The following is a 20,713-nucleotide window of genomic DNA, read 5'->3' on the forward strand; positions in this document are numbered from 1 at the left end:
GTGGAAAACCGCCAGCCGCCTGCGTCAGTCCGGTCGCCACCACGCCCCCACGAGGTAGAGCCTCCGGTCGCGAGGTAGAACCCCGTGAGTTCTATCTCGCGACCGGAGGCTCTACCTCGGCGCCGGAGGCGTCAGGCGTTGGCGACGAGGCCGAGCTCGGCGACGCTGGGGAGGCCGGTGTGCGTCGGGACGACGCGGACCGTGTAGCCGAACGGGCCGGACGCGTCGAGCACGACGTCGCCGGCGAACGCGTAGCGGCCCGCCTCGTACGTCTCGGCGAGCGCGAGCGGCTCGGCGGTGAACTCCTCGATGACGTCGGCCTCGCTGACGCGCCCGTGCACGACCTGCACCTGCACGTCCTCGGGGCGCAGGTCGCCGAGCGACACGTAGGCGCGCACGGTGAGCCGGTCGCCCACCTGCGGGACCTCGCCGATGCCGGACGAGTCGACGTGGTCGACGCGCACGCGCGACCACCCGGACCGCACGGACTCCTTCCAGTGCGCGAGCTCGCGCGCCGGGGCGAGGCCGTCGGCGGCCAGCGTCCGCCCGGCCGCGGCGGCGGGCGCGTACAGACGCGTCACGTACTCCCCGACCATGCGCGTCGCCTGGACCTTGGGCCCGAGCGTCGCGAGCGTGTGGCGCACCATCTCGAGCCACCGACCGGGGACGTCGTCCGTGTCGCGGTCGTAGAAGCGGGGCGCGACCTGCTGCTCCACGAGGTCGTAGAGCGCGGCGGCCTCGAGGTCGTCGCGGCGGTCGGCGTCCTCCACGCCGTCGGCGGTGGGGATGGCCCAGCCGTTCTCGCCGTCGAACCACTCGTCCCACCACCCGTCGAGGATGGACAGGTTGAGACCGCCGTTGAGCGCCGACTTCATGCCCGACGTCCCGGACGCCTCCAGCGGGCGCAGCGGGTTGTTGAGCCAGACGTCGCAGCCCGGGTAGAGCGACTGCGCCATGGCGATGTCGTAGTTCGGCAGGAAGACGATGCGGTGGCGCACCTCGGGGTCGTCGGTGAAGCGGACGAGCTGCTGGATGAGCCGCTTGCCCTGGTCGTCCGCGGGGTGCGACTTGCCCGCCACGACGAGCTGCACGGGCCGCTCGGGGTGCAGGAGCAGCGCCTTGAGCCGGTCGGGGTCGCGCAGCATGAGCGTGAGCCGCTTGTACGTGGGCACGCGCCGCGCGAAGCCGATGGTGAGCACGTCGGGCGACAGGACGTCGTCGATCCAGCCGAGCTCGGCGGGCGTCGCGCCGCGCTCGCGCCACGACTTGCGCACGCGGCGGCGCGCCTCGTCCACGAGCCGTCCGCGCATCTCGCGACGGATCGCCCACAGCTCCCCGTCGCTCACGGCGCCCGGGCCGTCCGCGCGCAGCCAGCCCGACGACGCGTCGTCGGCGGTGAGCTCGTCGAGCCCGAGCCGCTCGGCCTCGAGCGCCGCGAACGCCGGGTCGACCCACGTGGGCGAGTGCACGCCGTTCGTCACGGACGTGATGGGGACCTCGCGCGCGTCGAAGCCCGGCCACAGCCCCTCGAACATGCCGCGCGAGACCTCGCCGTGCAGCAGCGAGACGCCGTTCGCGCGGCCGCCCAGGCGCAGGCCCATGACGGCCATGTTGAAGACGGTGGGGTCGCCGCCGTCGTAGTCCTCGGCGCCGAGCGCGAGGACCCGCTCCACGGGCAGCCCGTCGACGGCCATGTCGCCGCCGAAGTACTGCGTGACGAGGTCGCGCCCGAACCGGTCGATGCCGGCCGGGACGGGCGTGTGCGTCGTGAAGACGGTCGCGGCGCGCACGGCCTCGAGCGCCTCGTCGAACGTGAGGCCCTGCTCGACGAGCTCGCGGATGCGCTCGACGCCGAGGAACCCGGCGTGACCCTCGTTCGTGTGGTAGACCTCCGGCGCCGGGGCCCCGGTGAGGCGCGACCACAGGCGCAGCGCACGCACGCCGCCCACGCCGAGCAGGAGCTCCTGCTGGAGGCGGTGCTCGCCGCCGCCGCCGTAGAGGCGGTCGGTGACCTTGCGCGCGGCCTCGTCGTTGCCGGGCACGTTCGAGTCGAGCAGCAGCAGGGGCACGCGTCCGACGGCCGCGACCCACACGTGCGCGTGCAGCGTGCGCCCGCCGGGGAGGGCGAGAGTCACGCGCGCGGGCGTGCCGTCGTCGTCGCGCAGCAGGGTCAGCGGGAGGCCGTCCGGGTCGAGCAGCGGGTAGGTCTCGACCTGCCAGCCGTCGCGCGTGAGGGACTGCTTGAAGTACCCGGCGCCGTACAGGAGCCCGACGCCGACGATCGGCACGCCGAGGTCGCTCGCGCTCTTGAGGTGGTCGCCCGCGAGGATCCCGAGACCGCCCGAGTACTGCGGCAGCACCGACGTGATGCCGAACTCGGGCGAGAAGTAGGCGATCGCGGCCGGGAGCGAGCCACCGTCGCCGCCCGACGTCTCCGCCGACGCCGCCCGCTGCTGGTACCACAGCGCGTCGTCGAGGTAGTGGCGCAGGTCGGCCGCCGCCGCGCGCACGCGCTCGACGAACGCGCCGTCGGCCGCGAGCTCCGCGAGGCGCTCCGGGCCGAGCGCGCCCAGCAGCGCGACGGGGTCGCCGTGCGCCGACGCCCACGCCTCGGGGTCGATCCCGGCGAACAGGTCGCGGGTCGGGGCGTGCCAGGACCAGCGCAGGTTGTGGGCCAGCTCGTCCAGGTCGCGCAGCTCGGCGGGCAGCAGGGTGCGGACGGTGAACCGTCGGATCGCTCTCACGGGGACGAGACTACGGGGGCTGAGGCCGCTGCACACCCTCGCGCCGTCACCCGCACGTAACGCTTGCATGAACTTTCACCCGGGTGCCGCGTCGCCTGTGCGCACGGACGTGCGACGCGCCGACCCCGCTCCCAGGTGCCTGGCCCCCGCGGGCCTCGATACGTTGTGCGTGTGACGTCGACCTCCCCGGCCCCCGCGCCGCACCGCGCCCCCGCGACCACCCCCCGTCCTGCCCCGTCCGCCGCGATCGGCCGCATCCCCGTGCTGGACGTGGCCCCGGTCGTCGAGGGCGGCCGATGGCCCGCGAAGGCCGTCGTCGGCGAGATGGTGCCGGTCGAGGCGACCGTCTTCCGTGAGGGGCACGACGCCGTCGCCGCGACGGCCGTCCTCGTCGCCCCCGACGGGACCGAGCGCACCGCGCCGATGGTCGACGTCGCACCCGGCCTCGACCGGTTCCGCGCCACGCTGCACCCCGACACGGTCGGCGACTGGTCGCTGCGCGTCGAGGCGTGGAGCGACCCGTACGGCACGTGGGCGCACGACGCGACGGTCAAGATCGCGGCGGGCGTCGACGTCGACCTCATGCTCGCCGAGGGCGTGCGCCTCTTCGAGCGCGTCGTGGCCGACGCCGTCCCTCTCCCCGGCGCGGACGGCACCCCGGGCGTGCGCTCGCCCGAGGACGCGCGCACGCTCGCCGACGCGGCCGCCGCGCTCGCCGACGCGAGCCGCCCCGCCCAGGCCCGCCTCGCCGCCGCGACGTCGCCCGAGGTGCGCGACGTCCTGGACCGTGCGCCCCTGCGCGACCACGTCACGGCGTCGGCCACGTACGACCTGCGCGTCGAGCGCCCTCTCGCGCTCGCGGGCGCGTGGTACGAGATGTTCCCGCGCTCGGAGGGCGCGCGCCGGCTGAAGGACGGGCGCTGGCGCTCCGGGACGTTCACGGCCGCGGCCCGCCGCCTGCCCGCGATCGCCGCGATGGGCTTCGACGTCGTCTACCTCACGCCCGTCCACCCCATCGGCACGACCCACCGCAAGGGCCGCAACAACTCGCTCACCGCCCTGCCGGGCGACCCGGGCAGCCCGTACGCCATCGGCTCCAAGGACGGCGGCCACGACGCGATCCACCCCGAGCTCGGCAGCGACCGCACGTTCCGGGCTTTCGTCAAGGAGGCGCGGCGCAACGGGCTCGAGGTCGCGATCGACCTCGCGCTCCAGTGCTCGCCCGACCACCCCTGGGTCGCCGAGCACCCCGAGTGGTTCACGACCCGCGTCGACGGCTCGATCGCGTACGCCGAGAACCCGCCCAAGAAGTACCAGGACATCTACCCGCTGAACTTCGACAACGACCCCGAGGGCATCTACGCCGAGGTCCTGCGCGTCGTCCGGGTGTGGATCGACCGCGGTGTCACGGCGTTCCGCGTCGACAACCCGCACACCAAGCCGCTCGACTTCTGGGAGTGGCTGCTCACCGAGGTGCGCGCGACGAACCCCGAGGTCGTGTTCCTCTCGGAGGCGTTCACCAAGCCCGCGATGATGCACACGCTCGCGCGCATCGGGTTCCACCAGTCGTACACGTACTTCACGTGGCGCAACACGCGCGACGAGCTCGCCGAGTACCTCGAGGAGGTCTCGGGCGAGGCGGGCGCGTACATGCGGCCGAGCTTCTGGCCGACGACGCACGACATCCTCCCGCCCTACCTCCAGCACGGCGGGGTGGCCGGGTTCGCGGTGCGCGCGGTGCTCGCCGCGACGGGGTCGCCCACGTGGGGGATCTACTCCGGGTACGAGCTCGTCGAGAACGTGCCCCGACCGGGCGTCGAGGAGCAGATCGACAACGAGAAGTACGAGTACAAGCCGCGCGACTGGGCGCTCGCGGAGGAGATCGGGATCTCGACGCTGCTCACGCGGCTCAACGAGGTCCGGCGCGACCACCCCGCGCTGCGCCAGCTCCGCAACCTCACCGTCCACCCGACGACGAACGACCAGGTCCTCGCCTTCTCGCGGCACCTGCCCGCCGGGCACTCCCCGACGGGCGAGGCGGACACCGTGGTCGTCGTCGTGAACCTCGACCCCCACTCCCCGCAGGAGTCGAACGTGCACCTCGACCTCGCGGCCCTCGGGCTGCCACCGCTCGCGGACGGCCAGGACCCGTGGGCGCCGTCCTTCGTCGCGCACGACGAGCTGTCCGGCGAGAGCTACGGCTGGGGCCAGGACGTCTACGTGCGGCTCGAGCCGATGCGCCAGGTCGCGCACGTCGTGCACGTGAGGCCTGCATGACGTTCCCTCGCGATGCTGCACCGGTCCCCGTGCGCGGTCCCGCCGCCGGCCCCGCCCCCGTGCCGCCCATCACCGCGCCGGTCCCCGTCGCGGCGCTCCCGCCGCGCCGCCAGCCGACCGCGCCCGTCGATGCGCGCCCCGGCCTGTCCGACGACCCGGACTGGTACCGCACGGCCGTCTTCTACGAGGTGATCGTCCGCGCGTTCTCCGACTCGGACGGCAGCGGGACGGGCGACCTGCGCGGCCTCATCGACCGCCTCGACTACCTCCAGTGGCTCGGGATCGACGCGCTGTGGCTGCCGCCGTTCTACCCGTCGCCCCTGCGCGACGGCGGCTACGACGTGTCCGACTACACCGCGATCGCGCCGCAGTACGGCTCGACGTCCGACTTCGCCGAGCTCGTCAGCGAGGCGCACGCGCGCGGCATGCGCGTCGTCATCGACCTCGTCATGAACCACACGAGCGACCAGCACCCGTGGTTCCAGGCGTCGCGCGCCGACCCCGAGGGCCCGTACGGCGACTTCTACGTGTGGAGCGACGACGACACGCGCTACCAGGACGCGCGCATCATCTTCGTCGACACCGAGACGTCCAACTGGACGTTCGACCCCGTGCGCCGCCAGTTCTTCTGGCACCGGTTCTTCTCCCACCAGCCCGACCTCAACTTCGAGAACCCGCGCGTCGCCGACGCGATGCTCGACGTCGCGCGGTTCTGGCTCCAGATGGGCGTCGACGGGTTCCGGCTCGACGCGGTGCCCTACCTCTACGAGGCCGAGGGCACCAACTGCGAGAACCTGCCGCAGACGCACGAGTTCCTGCGGCGCGTCCGGCGCATGGTTGACGCCGAGTTCCCGGGGCGCATCCTGCTCGCCGAGGCGAACCAGTGGCCGCGCGAGGTCGTCGACTACTTCGGCACCGCGGACGAGCCCGAGTGCCACATGTGCTTCCACTTCCCCGTGATGCCCCGCATCTACTACGCGATCCGGGACCAGCGCGCCAACCAGGTCCTCGAGATCCTCGCCGACACGCCCGACATCCCGGCCGGCGCCCAGTGGAGCACGTTCTTGCGCAACCATGACGAGCTCACGCTCGAGATGGTCTCCACCGAGGAGCGCGCGTCCATGTACGGGTGGTACGCGCCCGACCCGCGCATGCGCGCGAACGTCGGCATCCGGCGCCGGCTCGCTCCCCTGCTCGACAACTCGCGCAAGGAGGTCGAGCTCGCGCACGCGCTCCTGCTCTCCCTGCCGGGCAGCCCGTGCCTGTACTACGGCGACGAGATCGGGATGGGCGACAACATCTGGCTGCCCGACCGCGACTCGGTGCGCACCCCCATGCAGTGGACGCCCGACCGCAACGCCGGGTTCTCGACCGCCGACCCCGGCAAGGTGTACCTGCCGCTCGTGCAGTCGCTCGTGCACCACTACGGCTACGTCAACGTCGAGGCGCAGCTCGAGCAGTCGACGTCGCTGCTGCACTGGGTGCACGGCATGCTCAAGGTCCGGCGCCGCCACAGGGCGTTCGGCACGGGCGACTTCGTGCCGCTCGAGTGCGACAACGAGTCGATCCTCGCGTTCCTGCGCCGCACGCCGACCGAGACGATCCTGTGCGTCGCGAACCTCTCCGCGACCGCGCGCTCGGCGTCGGTGCACGTGCCCGGGCACGCCGGGGCGACGCTCACGGACGTCTTCGGCGGCGCGCACTTCCCTGCCGTCGACGACGACGAGCGCGTCGTCATGACCTGGGGCTCGCGCGACTTCTACTGGCTCGTGGTGAGTGACCCCGCCTGACCCGCGCGTCTCATCCTCGTTCCAGGAACATCTCCGTCCTCGTGACCACGGCCGCGCGCTCGCCGCACGCGTCGCACGTGAACCAGTGCACGACGGAGACGCAGTGGCTCAGTCGCACCGGCTCCTCCGTGAGCGAGACGGCCCGGTGCGGACAGTCCATCGGTACCCCTCCTCGTCGCTCGTGAGCGTGTCCGGACAGTGTGCGCGCGACCACCCACAGCGCCTCGACCGGCGGGCGCGACGCTCGCGTGATGGCATGAGGGCGACCCGACGGAGGAGGCACGCGTGACGGTACGGCGGACGGACCCGCCCTCGGCGGAGCTCATGGCGCTCCTGGACGACTGGCTCCCCGCGCGACGGTGGTACCCCGTGAAGGGGGTCGCCGTGCGCCACGTGCCGTGGCTGTCCTTCGCTCTCGACGTCCCGGCGTCCACCGCGACGCCCGGCCCGCCCGACGACGCGTGGCCGGGGACGCGCGTCGAGCTCCACCTCCTGCGGCTCGACGGCGACGGCGTGGACCTCGTCGTGCAGGTGCCCCTCGTGCTCGAGCCGGTGACTCCGTCGGCTCGCGCGACGCCAGGCGGCACGACGCCGATCGGGACGCTCGCCCCGGGCGGCGCCGACGACGCCGGGTGGGTCGTGCACGACGGCGCTGCGCACCCCGCATGCTGGGCTGCCCTCCTCGCCGTGGCGGAGTGGGAGGACCACGGCACGGCACCGGACGGTACGGATGCCGGCGGTGGACGCCCCGACACCGACCTCGCGGGCGGACGCGCGCTGAGCGTCGAGCAGTCGAACAGCTCGGTGCTGCTGCCGCGGGTCGCCGGCGGGAGCATGCTCAAGGTGCTGCGCGCCATCGCGATCGGGCCCAACCCCGACGTGACCATCCCCCGCGCACTGGCGGCCCAGGGCTGGGCCGGGGTGCCCCGGCCGCTCGCGTGGCTCGAGGTGCGGTGGGACGCGGCCGACGACCCGGGCGCCGTCGACCCGGGTGCGGACCCTCGGCCGGGCGAGGCGACCGCGGGGGGCGGGGCGCCGCCGTCGGGCATGGACCTAGGGCCGGAAGCGCCCCGCTCCGCGCACCTGGCGATCCTCAGCGAGTTCGTCGAGGGCGCGCGCGACGGGTTCGACCTCGCCTGCTCCTACGCGGGGCAGGACGCCTCGTTCGCCGACCTCGCGGCCGACCTGGGACGCGTGCTCGCCGACCTGCACTCCGCGCTCCGCCGCGCGTTCGGCGTCGGCTCACCCGTCGACGCGCGCTGGCTCGTCGCGGACCTGCGCCGGCGCGCGGACGAGGCCATCGCGTCGTCGAGCGCGCTCGGGCGGCGCGCGGACGACGTCGCCGCCTTCTGGGACCGCACGTCGGCGCGCCTCGCGAACGTCACGCGCGTCCCCGACGCGCTCCCCCGGCTCCAGACCGTCCACGGCGACCTGCACCTCGGCCAGGTGCTGCACGCGCGCCGGTTCGGCTGGAAGGTGCTCGACTTCGAGGGCGAGCCCCTGCGGCCCGTCGCGGAGCGCACGCGCCCGGACCTCGCGCTGCGCGACGTCGCCGGGATCGTGCGCTCGTTCGACTACGCCGCCGCCGTCGGGCGCGCGCGCGACGCCGCGTGGGCGGTCCAGGCACGCACGGCGTTCCTGGACGCGTACGACCGGGCCGACACGGCCGGCGTCGACCGCGCGACGTCCGAGGCGCTCGTCCGGGCGCTCACGCTCGACAAGGCGCTCTACGAGGTCGTGTACGAGTCGCGCAACCGCCCGGACTGGGAGCCCATCCCCCTCGCCGCCGTGGACCGCCTGCTCGCGGGGAACGCCTGACTCGTCCGCGAGGAGGGCACGACGCCGCGAGGTCGACGGCAGGTACGGCGAGGTGGAGGCGCGGCCGTGACCACGCCTCCACCTCGCCGACCCGGGTCCTAGCTCGCCGAGCAGTCGACGACCGGTGCCAGCACCGGAGCCTCACCACGGCCGGAGAAGCCGTAGGTGATGGTCCCGCCGGCCGGCACGCGCGCGTTCCACGACTCGGCGATGACCGTCGCTGTCCCATCGTCCACGGAGAGCGCCCCGTGCCAGGTCTGCACGAGCTCGCTGCCCGCGGGCACGCGCCACGAGGTGGACCACGTCGAGACGGGCTCGCCATCGAACTCCACCCGCACCTGACCCTGGTAGCCACCCGGCCACCGGTACTGAATCTCCAGCTCGGCCGAGCATCCGTCCGTGCGGCTCGCGAAGACCGATGCCTCGTGCGACGTCTCGGCGATGCCGTCCGGACCGGAGATCAGGCGCTCGCCCCAGGGGGACGGAGAGGCCGGCTCGAAGCCCTGGACGAGGTCCAGGTCCTCCACGCCACCGCTGTTGCCGCTCCACGACCAGCCGAACCAGCCGAGGCCGAGGCGCCGCGTCTCGGCGAGGATCGTGTCCTCGTCGACGTCGTTGCCGTAGTGCGCCGGGCCGAACTCGCCGACGATCAGCGGCAGGCCGGCGTCGACGAAGTGCTCCAGGTAGTCCGTGACCACCGCCCCGTCGCCGTACACCTCGTACATGTGGACGGAGAACACGACGTTCGCGTCGGGGTCGGCGCCGAACACCTGCTGCGCCTGGGAGTACATCGTCCGTGACCAGTCCTGGCCCCAGTTCGGGGCGTCGACGACGATCGTGTGCTCGTACCCGATGTCGCGCAGGCGCTGGATCGCGGCCGACGTCTGCGCCGCCCACTCGTCCGCGACCGGACCGTTGCCGATCGGCTCGTTGCCGATGTTGACGAGGACCTTGTCCTCCGTCCCGGCGAGCGTCGGGTAGAGGTCCTCCCAGTAGTCGACGGCGCGGTCGAGCGACACCGCGGCGGGCGCGTACTCGTCGCCGTACCCCGTCGTGTCGTGCACCTCCAGCGCGCAGACGAGCCGGTTCACGTCGCACTCGCGGACGACCCGCGCGACGTCCTGCGGGTCGTTGCGCGTCCACTGGTCGCCGCTGGACAGGACGACGCGCACCGCGTTGGCGCCCGTGCCCTTGATGTCCTCGAACGACTGGAGCTCGTGGGTGTACCAGGTGTGGGCGTGGTTGACCCCACGGAGGACGAGGTCGCTCCCGTCCGCCTCGACGAGCCGGCCGTCGACGACGTGCAGGCCGTCCGTGGTCGCCTCGTCCGCCGCCGCCGAAGAGGCGAGCGCGAGCGCCGCCGACCCGGCGAGGCCGAGCGCGGCGACGCACGCCGCGACGGACGTCGCACGGGTGCGCACCCTTCGTGTGCTGTTCTCGATCATCGAGCTCCTTCGTCCTGCGCTCGCTCGCGAGCGCGCTCACCATCCCTCGTCGGATGGATTGTTCTGTGAACCGCTTCATGCGCGTGATCGCGCTGCGGAGGTCGGCTCAACGGTCGGGAGAGGAGCCGCGCACGACGCACGAGGCGCTGTTCTCCCAGCCCCAGCCGTCCCCGTCCGGGTCCGACGACGCGCTCGCGCAGTAGGGGTACCCGTTCGGCGCCGTGCTCCCACCCCCGGAGCCGCCGTCGGAACCCGTGTCCGCGGACGAGCCGCGCACGACGCACGAGGCGCTGTTCTCCCAGCCCCAGCCGTCCCCGTCCGGGTCCGACGACGCGCTCGCGCAGTAGGGATACCCGTTCGGCGCCGTGCCCGTGCCACCGTCACCGCCGTCGTCGCCACCGCCGTCGCCCCCGTACACGGAGGCCACGGGCGCGTTGCGGGCCTTGAGCCCGTCGGTGCCGTCGACGAAGCGCTGGCCCCACGGCGTGAGCGAGCTCGCGGAGAACCCGTTCACCATGTCCAGGTACTCGACGCCGCTCCCGTTGCCGGACCACGACCAGCCGAGCATCCCGATCCCCTGGGACCGCGTGTAGCTCATGATCGTGCCCTCGTCCGGATTCCCGTCCGAGTGGTTGTCACCGAACTCGCCGACCATGATCGGCAGCCCTCGGCTCGTGAAGGAGTCGAGGTACGCGCGCACCTCCGCCCCCGTGTCGAAAACGCCGTACATGTGGACGGAGAAGACCACGTTCCCATCCGCGGCCGCGACCGTCGGGGCGTTGTCGCGCATGGTGAAGGACCAGTCCTGCCCCCAGTTCGGGGCGTCCACGACGAGCGTGTGGTCGAGGCCCGCGCCGCGCAGGGTCTGGATCGCCGCGATCGTGTCGTTCGTCCAGCCCTGGTAGCCGGAGTTGCCGAAGGGCTCGTTCCCGATGTTGATCATCACGTAGCGCTCCTGGCCGCGCAGCACCGAGGCGATGCTCGTCCAGTACTGAGCCGCGCTCGCGAGCGACCGGGCGCTGCCGTCCTCGCCGTACCCGGTCGTGTCGTGGTTCTCGAGGATGCACACGAGCTGGTTCTGCTTGCACCGTTCGACGACGGCGCTCACGTCGGACGCCGAGCTCGTCCCGTACCGGCCGCCCGACAGCACGACGCGCACGGTGTTCGCGCCGGCGGCGCGGATGTCGGCGAAGGACTGCGTCTGCGACGGGTACCAGGCGTGCGCGTGGTTGACGCCGACCGGCACGAACCGGTTGCCGTTCGCGTCGTAGATCTTCCCGCCCTGGACGGAGAACCCGTCGCCCGCGGCGCTCGCACCCTGCGCGAGCGCCGGCACGGCGAGCAGGGCGAGCACCGCGCTCAGGGCGATGGCGAAAAGTCGTCTCATCGATCTTCCTCCCGATCCGGGCGTCGTCGCCCGGTCTGCTCGGTGGACGTCGTCGTCGGGCTCGTCCGCGAGCCCTCATCCGGCCCGTCGTGGCCCGATGACACCGTCGGCGCTTAAGCGCTTCATATCGAAGGTAGTCCATCCCCGAAGAGAATTCCAGGGGTGTCTTTCGTCCGCTTCGGCGCCCCTCCACGACGCGCTGCCACAGCCCGCAGGCAGGGCGGGAGCGGGGCGGGGCGTCGGAAGGACGCCGCGCCCCGCTGTCCTGCCGGAGTCGGGGAGCTCAGTCGCGCGAGCGGGCCCGCAGCTCCTCGTAGGCGCGCCGGACGACGTCCGCGCCCGGCTTGCCGTACACGCAGTAGTCGTCGTTCGCTGCCGCCTCGGCCTCGGTGTAGAGCGGCGACGGCCAGTCCCACAGGAAGTAGCCGGCGACCCAGGGCCGACGGGCGCACGCGTCGAACATCTCCGTGAGCCAGGCCGCCTGGGCCTCACCCGACGGCGGCCCGGCGAGCGTCCAGTCGTTCGGTCTCTCCGGTGAGCCCTCGCGGCTCGGGCAGCCCGCCTCAAGGAAGACGAAAGGCTTGTCCTCGCGCGCGACGACGGCCTCGATCCGGTCGAGGTGGCGTTCCCACGTCCCAGCCGGGTAGTAGCCCGAGCTGCCGATGACGTCGACCGCGTCCCACCAGGTGACGCGGTCCTCCTGGTACTTGTCGCAGTTGTACGTCACCAAGCCGTCGTAGACCTCGCGCACGGCCGCGACGAGGGCGCGCCACTGCGCGTCGCGCCCGTCGGCCCGCACCATCTCGCACCCGACGCAGAACATCTCCGCGCCCTCCTCGGCGGCGATGCGCGCGTGGTGCACGACGAACTCCGTGTACGACGCGAACCATTCGTCCCACGACGGCTCGCCCGGCACGTCCTCGTCGAAGAAGCCGATGAAGGCGCGCCAGGTCCCGTCGGCGGAGTCGACGACCGGCTTGAGGCACACCTTCCAGCCGCGCGCCTTGGCACCGCGGATCGCGGCGCGCACCTCGTCGTCGGTCACCGTCGGCTCGTCGCCGTAGCGGACCGTCGTCGACTGGGGCGTGTCCTGCTTCGCCGAGAACGTCACGGCGACCCAGTCCACGCCGAGTCCGCGCAGCTCGTCCATGGAGCGCTCGGCCCCCGGACCGGTCCAGGTCCCCCGCACGCCCGTCCACCCCCAGGTCATGCCCGTCACGGGCGCCCCGGCGAACAGCACGGGCCGTACCGGTCCCTCGGCGGCGCGGAGCTCGGACCGGGTCGGCGGGTTCGCCCCCGCACGGGACACCGTGACCGACGCGGCGACCGCCGCGGACCGTGCCGCGGTCCGCACCGCTGCGTCCGACAGTCGGCGCAGGACGTCCGCGCCTCCCGGGCCGCGCACCCCGCGCGCCGCGAGCGCGTCGAGCAGCGCCCCCGTGAACGTGTCGCCCGCGCCGACGGTGTCGACGACGTCGACCGCCCGGCCCGGCACGTCGAGGAGACGCCCGTCGTGCCGGACGAGGGTTGCGCCGTCGCCGCCGCGCGTCACGACGACGAGGGCCGCGCCCCACGCCGACCAGCGGCGCGCGACGTCGAGCGGGTCGGTCCCCGGGGCGAACCACGCGAGGTCCTCGTCGCTCACCTTGACGACGTCGGCGAGCGCGACGAGCTCCTCGACGCGGGCCCGGACCGCCGCGGGGTCGTCGACGAGAGCGGGGCGCACGTTGGGGTCGTACGAGACGACGGCGGCGGAGCGCGCCCGGCGGACGACGTCCCGGACCACGTGCGCGCCCGGAGACAGCACCGCCGCGACGGACCCGACGTGGACGACCTCCGCGTCGCCGAGCTCCACCTGCCCGAGCTCCCACGCGAGGTCGAAGGTGTACGTCGCCTGCCCCTGGGCGTCCAGGGACACCGTCGCGGCCGACGTCCGGCCCGTCGAGGGCACGTGCGCGTCCACCACCACGCCGCTCGCCGCGAGCCAGTCGCGGACCAGGGCGCCGCGCCCGTCCGGTGCGAGCGCCGTGGCGAGGGACACCTCGCGGCCGAGCCGACCGAGCGTGAGCGCGACGTTCGCGGGGCTCCCTCCGGGCAGGTCACGGGTGGTTCCCGGACCGTCGGGGACGACGTCGACGAGAGCCTCGCCGACCACGAGGAAGCGCGTCACGAGGCCACCCGCCCGTCGTGGACGGCGCGCGCGATCGACGGGCCGAGCGGGAGCCGCGGCAGGAGGGTCGCCTGGACCGCGTGGTAGAGATCGGGCTTGCCAGGCCACGTGGTCCCCGCAGGGCGGTTCGACGGGTCGAGCTCGTGGTGCCAGGATCCCCCTTCGTGGTCGACCACGAAGGTCACCGCGTAGTCCCACCAGGTCGCGTACAGGTCGGCGTAGCGGGCGTCGCCTGTCCGCCGGTGCAGGGCGTCCGCGGCGGCGATCGCCTCGGCGACGACCCAGTGCATGCGCTCGCGCACGACGGGCGCACCGGACCAGTCGGTCGTGTAGACGAACCCGTCCGCGCCGTCCACGGCCCAGCCGTCGGCCACGGCGCGGTCGAACAGCGCGGTCGCCGTCGGGCGCAGGTCGGACGGCGCGAGCGTGCCCAGCGCGCCCTCGAGGTGCAGGAGGAGCCGAGACCACTCGAGCCCGTGCCCGACGGTCGCCCCGTAGGGCTTGAACGGGTCCGCGGGCCGGTCCGCGTTGAGCTCCAGGTCCGGCGTCCACGCGGCGTCGAAGTGCTCGGGCAGCCTGCCGTCGTACTCCCCGGCGAGCCGCACGACGAGCCGGGACACGCGCGCGGCGCGGTCGCGCCACGCGACGTCGCCGGTGGCGTCGGCGACGGCGAGCATCGCCTCGACCGCGTGCATGTTCGCGTTGAGGCCCCGGTACGGGTCGAGGACGGTGAACGACGCGTCCCACGTGTCGACCACGAGGCCGGTCGTGTCGTTCCCGAAGCGTTCGAGGAACACGGTGCACGCGTCGCCGAGCAGGGCCCGCGCGCCGGGCAGGCCGGCCAGGGTCGCGCTCGACGCCGCGAGCAGGACGAACGCGTGGTCGTACGCGGACTTGCCCGCGGCGAGGTCGGGTGCACCCTGCGCGTCGAGGGCGTGGAACCACCCGCCGTGCTCGGCGTCGTGCAGCGGGCCGAGCAGGCCGTCGAGGGCCCCGCGTGCGATCGGCTCGCAGCCGGGCACGCCCAGCATCGCGCCGAGCGCGTACACGTGGACGGTCCGGCACGTGATCCACGTCTGGACGCCCGCCCCCGGGTCAGGGGCCCCGGTCTCGTCGAGGTAGGCCGCCCCTCCCCCCGGCGCGACGACGCGACGCCCGAACCCGAGCAGCGACCGCGTGTGCGCATCGAGCCAGGCGACGTGCGTGTCGCGCTCGGTCCAGGCGAGCTCGGCGCTCACTCCGCCACGTGGACGGGGGTCGATCGCCGGCGCCGTCATGCGAGTGCCGCCGTCCGGCGCACGACCAGCTGGTTGACGCTGCGCAGGACCTGCGGGTCCGCGAGCGCCGAGCGGTCCAGCGGGACCGGCGCCGTGACGTGGAACGTGACGCTCTCCCCCGCAAGGAGGTCCACGAGCAGGTCGTCCACGACGGCGTCGGGGTGGACCTTGTCGACGAGCAGAGACAGGCCTCGCACGAGGGTGTCCGTCGTGACGCGGACGCGCGCGCCGTCGCCGGTCGAGGTGACCTCGACGTGCAGCGCCGGGCTGCGCAGGGCGCTGTCGCGGGGTTCGGCGTAGAACCACGTTGCGCTCTCGTGGCCGAGCGAGACGACGAGGAGCTCGTCGGCGGTGTCCCCCGGCACGGCGACGTCGGCCGACAGCGGGACCGTGGCCGTCGCGCGCGGCCCGACGTCGACGGGGATCTTCGTCGCCTCGACCTCGACGCCGTCGTAGCGGGTCCGACGCACGACGAGGTCGCCGCGCCAGCGCTCGGCGGAGTCGTTGACGACCGCGACGACGAGCTGCCCGTCCGCGCCGCGCGGCTGGACGGTGAGCAGGCGGTCGGCGTAGGCGTGGCGTAGCGCGTGCAGGAGCGGCTTCACCCGCCCGTCGCCGTCGACCGCCGCCCACGACGTCACGGGCCAGCAGTCGTTGAGCTGCCACATCACCGCGCCCGCGCAGCGGGGGCTCCACGAGCGGTAGTGCTCGATCGCCGTGCGCACCGCGGTCGCCTGGTTCCAGGACATGGCCCAGTGCCAGTCCTCCATCGCGTCGGGAAGCGGGACGTGCGCGACGAGACCGTCCGTGAGCTTGTCGTTGCCCTGCATCGCCTTCTGGTGCACGAGCATCCCGGGCGACTCGGGGGTCAGGGGGTCGTCGCTGATCGCGCGCGTGAGGGTCGACCAGGTCGGCGGTCCCTGCCACCCGAACTCGGCCATGAAGCGCGGCACGACGTCGCGGTAGCGCGGCCAGTCCTGGCGGTTCCACAGCTCCCACTCGTGCATGGAGCCGTGCCGCGGGTCGTTCGGGTGCACGTCGAGGCTGCCCGACCACGGGCTCGACGGCGTGTAGGAGCAGTCCGGGTCGAGCTCGGCGACGACGCGCGGGAAAAGGTCGGTGTAGTACCCGAGCCCCCAGGTGCGGCCGTCGAGGCGCTGCTGCCAGCTCCAGTCGTGGAAGCCCCAGATGTTCTCGTTGCTGCCGTTCCAGAGCACGAGCGACGCGTGGTGCCCGAGGCGCCCGACGTTGTCGCGCACCTCCGCCTCGACCTCGGAGCGCAGCGGGTCCTCCTCCGCGTAGGCCGCGCACGCGAAGAGGAAGTCCTGCCACGTGAGGACTCCGCGCTCGTCGCACAGGTCGTAGAAGTCGTCCGCCTCGTAGATGCCCCCGCCCCACACGCGCAAGAGGTTCAGGTTCGCCGCGACCGCCTGGTCGATGCGCGCGGCGTAGCGCTCACGTGTCACCCGGTGCGGGAAGGCGTCGTCGGGGATCCAGTTGGCGCCCCGGACCCACACGGGCTCACCGTTGACCACGAACCGGAACGACGTGCCGTCGGCGTCGGGCTCCAGCTCCAGCGTCGCCGTGCGGAAGCCGACGCGGCGCGCGGACGCGTCCAGCGTCGCGCCTCCGGCCAGCAGCTCGACCGCGACGTCGTAGAGCGGCTGGTCCCCGTGCGTCCGGGGCCACCAGAGGTCGACCTGCGGCACGACGACGTCGACCTCCGCTCGCTCACCGCCCACGGGGACCTGGACCCGGACGCCCGCGACCGACGCGGCCAGCGTCAGCCCCGCGTCCTCCGAACCGGACCGCTCGACCTCCGCCACCACGCGCACCCGGCCCCCGGCGGTCCCGGCGCCGTCCGTCGTTGCGGGCTCGGCGACGGAGGCGTGCACGCGCACCTGCGCGAGCCGCGCGACGGACCACGACTCGAGGCGGACGGGACGCCAGATCCCGGACGTCGCGGTGTCGGGGCCCCAGTCCCAGCCGAAGCTGCACGCCATCTTGCGCATCGCGTTGAACGGGTGCTGGTTGACCTGGGGGCGGTAGCCGAGGAGCAGGCTCTGCCGGTCCGCGTACGGGACGGGGGCGGAGAACTGGACCACCAGCATGTTCTCCCCCTCGACGAGCAGCGGACCGACGTCGAACCGGTACGTGCGGTGCATGTTCGCGGTGGCACCGACGACCGTCCCGTTGAGCCGGACCTCGGCGACGGTGTCGAGGCCGTCGAAGACGAGGTCGTACCTCTCGTGCCCGTCCGGAGCCCATGCGAACCGGGTCGTGTAGGCCCAGTCGGTGCGGCCGACCCACGCGAGCAGCCGCTCGTGGTCGTCGAGGTACGGGTCGACGATCAGCCCGGCCGCGAGCAGGTCGGTGTGCACGCTCCCGGGGACCGTCGCCGGGACGTCGGCCACGACCGTCCCCGCGGGGACGGGTCCCGCGACGGCGCTCACCGTCCAGCCGTCGTGCAGCTCGCGGCGGGTCGTCGCGGGGACGGGGTACTCGGTGAAGGTCACTTGGTGGCTCCTGCGGTCAGGCCGTTGTAGATGTGTCGCTGGAGGAGGAGGAAGGCGATCAGGGTCGGGACGATCACGAGGATCGTCCCGGCCGCGATGACCTCCCACTCCGACCCCGTCGGTCCCTTGAACCGGAAGAGGGTCGTCGAGATCACGCCGAGCTTGCTCGACGGCATGTAGAGGAAGGGGATGTAGAACTCGTTGTAGATCGCGATGCCCTTGATGATGACGACGGTCGCGATCGCCGGCTTGAGCAACGGGAAGACGATCCGCGCGTAGATCGTCAGGCGGTTCGCCCCGTCCAGCATCGCAGCCTCGTCGAGGGAGCGCGGGATGGAGCGCATGAACTGCAGGAAGATGTAGATCGCGATGATGTCCGTGCCCATGAAGAGCACGATCGCCGCCCAGCGCGTGTTGAACAGGCCCAGGCCGTTGATGATCTGGAAGGTCGCGACCTGCGTGGTCACCGCAGGCACGAGCGTCGCGAGCAGGAAGGCACCCATGACGACCTTCTTGCCGCGGAAGTCGAACCGGTCGACGGCGTACGCCGTCATGGTCCCGATGAGGATCGTCCCGGCCAGCGCGACGACCAGGATGATCGTCGTGTTCAGGAAGCCGGCGAGCATGTCGCTGTCGGTGAAGGCCCGTGCGAAGTTCGCGAGGTTGAACCAGTTCTCTGGCAGGTCCAGCGGACCGGTCGTCACGTACTCCTCGCGGGTCTTGAAGGCCGCGAAGAAGATCGTGAGGATCGGGACGACGGCGGCCGCGCACGCGACGACGAGGCTGATGTACTTCAGCGTCGTGCCGACAGGGCCGGCGACCGGGGCGATCGCCCGGGAGATCCGCGCGGTAGCCCTGCGTGCCTTGTCCGTGGTGGTGATCCGGGTCGGCGCGGGTGCCGTGGGGGCGCTCATACCAGGTCTCCCTTCTCGTCCGGGAAGAACTTGCGTTGGATCGCGCTGATCACCAGGACGATGAGCAGCAGGACGACGGCCATGGCGGACGCGAGGCCGACCTTGGAGTACCGGAACGCCGTGTCCACGGTCTGGATGACGAACGTCTCCGAGCCGTTCGCACCCTTCGTCATGATGAAGGGGATCTCGAAGACGGAGAGCGCGCCCGAGACCGCGAGGATCAGGGAAAGACCGACGATCTGCTTGATGCCCGGGAAGATGATGTAGCGGAACTTCTGCCACGAGCTGGCACCGTCGAGGTCCGCGGCTTCGTAGACGTCGCCGGGGATCGCCTGGATCGCACCGAGGAAGAGGACGAAGTTGAGACCCAGGTAGCGCCACACCGAGGTGCCTGCGAGGGAGTAGTTGACGATCGACGGGTCCCCGAGCCAGTGCGGCGTCTCCTGGATGCCCACGATCCCGAGCAGGGCGTCCAGGGTGCCGTCGGGCCGGAAGAAGTAGAGGAAGACGAGGCCGATCGCCACGCCGTTCAGCAGGTACGGGAAGAAGATGACGCCCTTGAAGAAGTTCCGGAAGCGCGTGCTGAAGCTGAGGATCGTCGCGAAGTAGAGCGCCAGCGCGAGCTGGACGATCGCGCCGACCAGGTAGTACAGGCTGACGAAGAAGACGCGGAACAGCTCGGGGCGCGTGAAGATGTCGACGTAGTTCTGGAACCCGACGCCCTCCTTCACCGCGTCGAGCCCGTCCCAGGACGTGAAGCTGTACCAGACCATGTTCGCCACCGGCAGGTAGGTGAACAGGAGCAGCAGCCCGAGGGGGACCACGAGGAACAGCCACGGGGTCGACGACCCGGACCATCGTCGAGGTGGACCGCCGGCGGCGTGCGGTCGGCGCGGCTCGGTCGGAGTCGCCACGGTCGGACTGGTCACAGCCATGTGATGCTCATTTCGGTCGGGACGGGCGCGAGGCCCCCGGCGGGGCGGGCCGAGGGCCTCGCGCGTACCTGGGCTCCGGCGTCAGCCGACGACGCTCGCGCGCGCGGCCGCCCAGCGGGAGTTGAGGTCGCCGAAGAAGGACTCCTTGTCGCCGTCCGCGGCGCCGCGGGCGACGTCGACCAGCTGCTTGCGGTACTTGTCACCCCAGAGGTCGATCTCCGCCTCGTTGCTGATGTCGTTGTCCCACGTCTCCTCACCGGCCGGTGCCGGGGAGAGCTCGACCTGGTTGACGCCCAGGGCGTCGAACGTGGCCAGGCTGTCCGGCGCCGCCGCACCGACGACCGGCGAGATGCCGCCCTGCTCCGCGGCGAACGTCGACTCGTTCAGGAACCAGTCGACCCACGCCCGCGCGGCGTCCTTGTTCTCGGAGTGCTTGGAGATCGCCAGCTTGTAGTCACCCGAGACGGTCGAGGAGAACGTCCCCTCGGTCTGCCACGGCATCGGCCAGAAGTCGATGTCGTCCGCCGAACCGCCGGCCGCCTCGGCCGCGTCCCGCATCTGGGGCACGGCCCACGAGCCGAGCACCATCGCGCCGACCTTGCCGGTGCCGAGGAGGGTCTTGGACTCCTCCCAGTTGGTCGTCGTGGGGTCCTCCTCCGTGACGCCCGCGGCGACGACGTCGTACAGCAGGCCGTCGATCGCGTACTGCTCGTTGCCCTCGGCCCACGGGTCGTCCTGCGAGGTCCGGACGCTCACGGCGTCGGTCCCCGCGAGCGTCCCCTGGTTGTTCTGCCACTGGGTGAGCGGCCAGCCGTCGGTGTAGTTGGTGTAGTACGGGACGGCATCGGTCTTCTCGCCGATCTGCTGCAACGCCTCGACGAACGCCTCGGGCGTCGTGGGCGGCTCGGTGATCCCGGCCGCCTCCCAGACCTTCGTGTTCACGACGTAGCCCATCGCGGTGCCGAACGTCGCGATGCCGTAGACGTCGCCGTCGTAGGCCTGCTCGTTGATGAAGCGGTACTCCTGCGCGAGCTCGTCGACAGTGCCGAGGGGCTCGAAGAACTGCGGGAGCTGGTCCTTGCTCACCGAGTTGGGGACGAGGAGCACGTCACCGTAGTCCTGCGTGTTGAGCCGGATCGAGACGTCGCCCTCGTAGTCGGTGATCGCCTCGAACTCGACCGTCACGCCCGGGTTCTCCGCCTCGAACAGGTCGGCGTAGTCCTGGAGCGTGGTGTCCACGATGTCCGTGCGGTTGGTGAGGACCGTGATGGTGCCCGAGAGCTCGCCGTCCTCCCCACCACCCTCGCCCGAGCCGCTCGAGCACGCACCGAGCGCCAGCGTCAGCGCTGTCACGGCCAGCACTGCGGCAGTCTGCTTCCTTGCCATGTCGTTCCACTCCTTGGTCGTCGTTGACGTCGCGTGCGACTTGGCCCCGTGTTC

13 protein-coding genes are annotated in these 20,713 nt (G+C 72.5%); 3 read left to right on the forward strand and 10 right to left on the reverse strand.

Annotated elements, in window-relative coordinates; genetic code table 11:
• Nucleotides 1-131 precede the first annotated feature (131 nt).
• Nucleotides 132-2,744: an alpha-glucan family phosphorylase gene (gene glgP, locus ACFVN3_RS14190; protein WP_378233538.1), complete on the reverse strand. Its 2,613-nt coding sequence runs from the start codon at nt 2,742-2,744 to the stop codon at nt 132-134.
• 165 nt (nt 2,745-2,909) lie between these two features.
• Here glgP and ACFVN3_RS14195 point away from each other — a divergent pair, with 165 nt between their 5' ends.
• On the forward strand, nt 2,910-5,021 hold the full coding sequence (locus ACFVN3_RS14195; RefSeq protein ID WP_378233539.1) for a maltotransferase domain-containing protein: 2,112 nt from the start codon (nt 2,910-2,912) through the stop codon (nt 5,019-5,021).
• Nucleotides 5,018-6,811, forward strand: a complete 1,794-nt coding sequence (treS, locus tag ACFVN3_RS14200; RefSeq protein ID WP_378233540.1) for a maltose alpha-D-glucosyltransferase — start codon at nt 5,018-5,020, stop codon at nt 6,809-6,811. Before ACFVN3_RS14195 ends, treS begins: the two co-directional genes overlap by 4 nt.
• Before the next feature lie 10 nt (nt 6,812-6,821).
• Here the strand turns inward: treS and ACFVN3_RS14205 are convergent, their stop codons facing one another.
• Nucleotides 6,822-6,971, reverse strand: coding sequence for a hypothetical protein (locus ACFVN3_RS14205; RefSeq protein WP_378233541.1), 150 nt, complete (start codon nt 6,969-6,971; stop codon nt 6,822-6,824).
• A 125-nt stretch (nt 6,972-7,096) separates the two neighbouring features.
• On the opposite strand from ACFVN3_RS14205, the gene ACFVN3_RS14210 reads away from it, so the two are divergent.
• Nucleotides 7,097-8,629 carry an aminoglycoside phosphotransferase gene (locus tag ACFVN3_RS14210; protein WP_378233542.1) on the forward strand — a complete coding sequence of 511 codons (1,533 nt, stop codon included), beginning with the start codon at nt 7,097-7,099 and terminating at the stop codon, nt 8,627-8,629.
• A gap of 98 nt (nt 8,630-8,727) precedes the next feature.
• Here the strand turns inward: ACFVN3_RS14210 and ACFVN3_RS14215 are convergent, their stop codons facing one another.
• The 8 genes from ACFVN3_RS14215 to ACFVN3_RS14250 all read right to left on the reverse strand — a co-directional run bounded on the left by ACFVN3_RS14215 (nt 8,728) and on the right by ACFVN3_RS14250 (nt 20,635).
• Complete coding sequence (locus ACFVN3_RS14215) at nt 8,728-10,074, reverse strand: cellulase family glycosylhydrolase (RefSeq protein ID WP_378233543.1); 1,347 nt, start codon at nt 10,072-10,074, stop codon at nt 8,728-8,730.
• A 106-nt stretch (nt 10,075-10,180) separates the two neighbouring features.
• Nucleotides 10,181-11,461: a cellulase family glycosylhydrolase gene (locus ACFVN3_RS14220; RefSeq protein WP_378233544.1), complete on the reverse strand. Its 1,281-nt coding sequence runs from the start codon at nt 11,459-11,461 to the stop codon at nt 10,181-10,183.
• A gap of 283 nt (nt 11,462-11,744) precedes the next feature.
• The gene (locus ACFVN3_RS14225; protein ID WP_378233545.1) at nt 11,745-13,631 is read right to left on the reverse strand and encodes a PfkB family carbohydrate kinase; all 1,887 of its coding nucleotides are present in this window, start codon (nt 13,629-13,631) and stop codon (nt 11,745-11,747) included.
• Nucleotides 13,628-14,869: an AGE family epimerase/isomerase gene (locus ACFVN3_RS14230; RefSeq protein ID WP_378233546.1), complete on the reverse strand. Its 1,242-nt coding sequence runs from the start codon at nt 14,867-14,869 to the stop codon at nt 13,628-13,630. The genes ACFVN3_RS14225 and ACFVN3_RS14230 overlap by 4 nt, the downstream gene beginning before the upstream one ends.
• A 35-nt stretch (nt 14,870-14,904) precedes the next feature.
• Nucleotides 14,905-17,424, reverse strand: a complete 2,520-nt coding sequence (locus ACFVN3_RS14235; RefSeq protein ID WP_378233547.1) for a glycoside hydrolase family 2 protein — start codon at nt 17,422-17,424, stop codon at nt 14,905-14,907.
• Complete coding sequence (locus ACFVN3_RS14240; RefSeq protein ID WP_378233548.1) at nt 17,421-18,338, reverse strand: carbohydrate ABC transporter permease; 918 nt, start codon at nt 18,336-18,338, stop codon at nt 17,421-17,423. The genes ACFVN3_RS14235 and ACFVN3_RS14240 overlap by 4 nt, the downstream gene beginning before the upstream one ends.
• Nucleotides 18,335-19,273 carry a carbohydrate ABC transporter permease gene (locus tag ACFVN3_RS14245; RefSeq protein WP_378233549.1) on the reverse strand — a complete coding sequence of 313 codons (939 nt, stop codon included), beginning with the start codon at nt 19,271-19,273 and terminating at the stop codon, nt 18,335-18,337. Before ACFVN3_RS14245 ends, ACFVN3_RS14240 begins: the two co-directional genes overlap by 4 nt.
• An 81-nt stretch (nt 19,274-19,354) precedes the next feature.
• Complete coding sequence (locus ACFVN3_RS14250) at nt 19,355-20,635, reverse strand: extracellular solute-binding protein (protein WP_378233550.1); 1,281 nt, start codon at nt 20,633-20,635, stop codon at nt 19,355-19,357.
• Nucleotides 20,636-20,713: the final 78 nt, after the last annotated feature.

It is taken from the genome of Cellulosimicrobium sp. NPDC057862 (genome assembly GCF_042797035.1).
GTDB lineage: Bacteria > Actinomycetota > Actinomycetes > Actinomycetales > Cellulomonadaceae > Cellulosimicrobium.

Bases quoted from the DNA above. Each gene is read 5' to 3' on its own strand.
- treS (WP_378233540.1), top strand. From the start codon at position 5,018: ATGACGTTCCCTCGCGATGCTGCACCGGTCCCCGTGCGCGGTCCCGCC.
- ACFVN3_RS14205 (WP_378233541.1), bottom strand. From the start codon at position 6,971: ATGGACTGTCCGCACCGGGCCGTCTCGCTCACGGAGGAGCCGGTGCGA.
- ACFVN3_RS14215 (WP_378233543.1), bottom strand. From the start codon at position 10,074: ATGATCGAGAACAGCACACGAAGGGTGCGCACCCGTGCGACGTCCGTC.
- ACFVN3_RS14220 (WP_378233544.1), bottom strand. From the start codon at position 11,461: ATGAGACGACTTTTCGCCATCGCCCTGAGCGCGGTGCTCGCCCTGCTC.
- ACFVN3_RS14240 (WP_378233548.1), bottom strand. From the start codon at position 18,338: ATGAGCGCCCCCACGGCACCCGCGCCGACCCGGATCACCACCACGGAC.
- ACFVN3_RS14245 (WP_378233549.1), bottom strand. From the start codon at position 19,273: ATGGCTGTGACCAGTCCGACCGTGGCGACTCCGACCGAGCCGCGCCGA.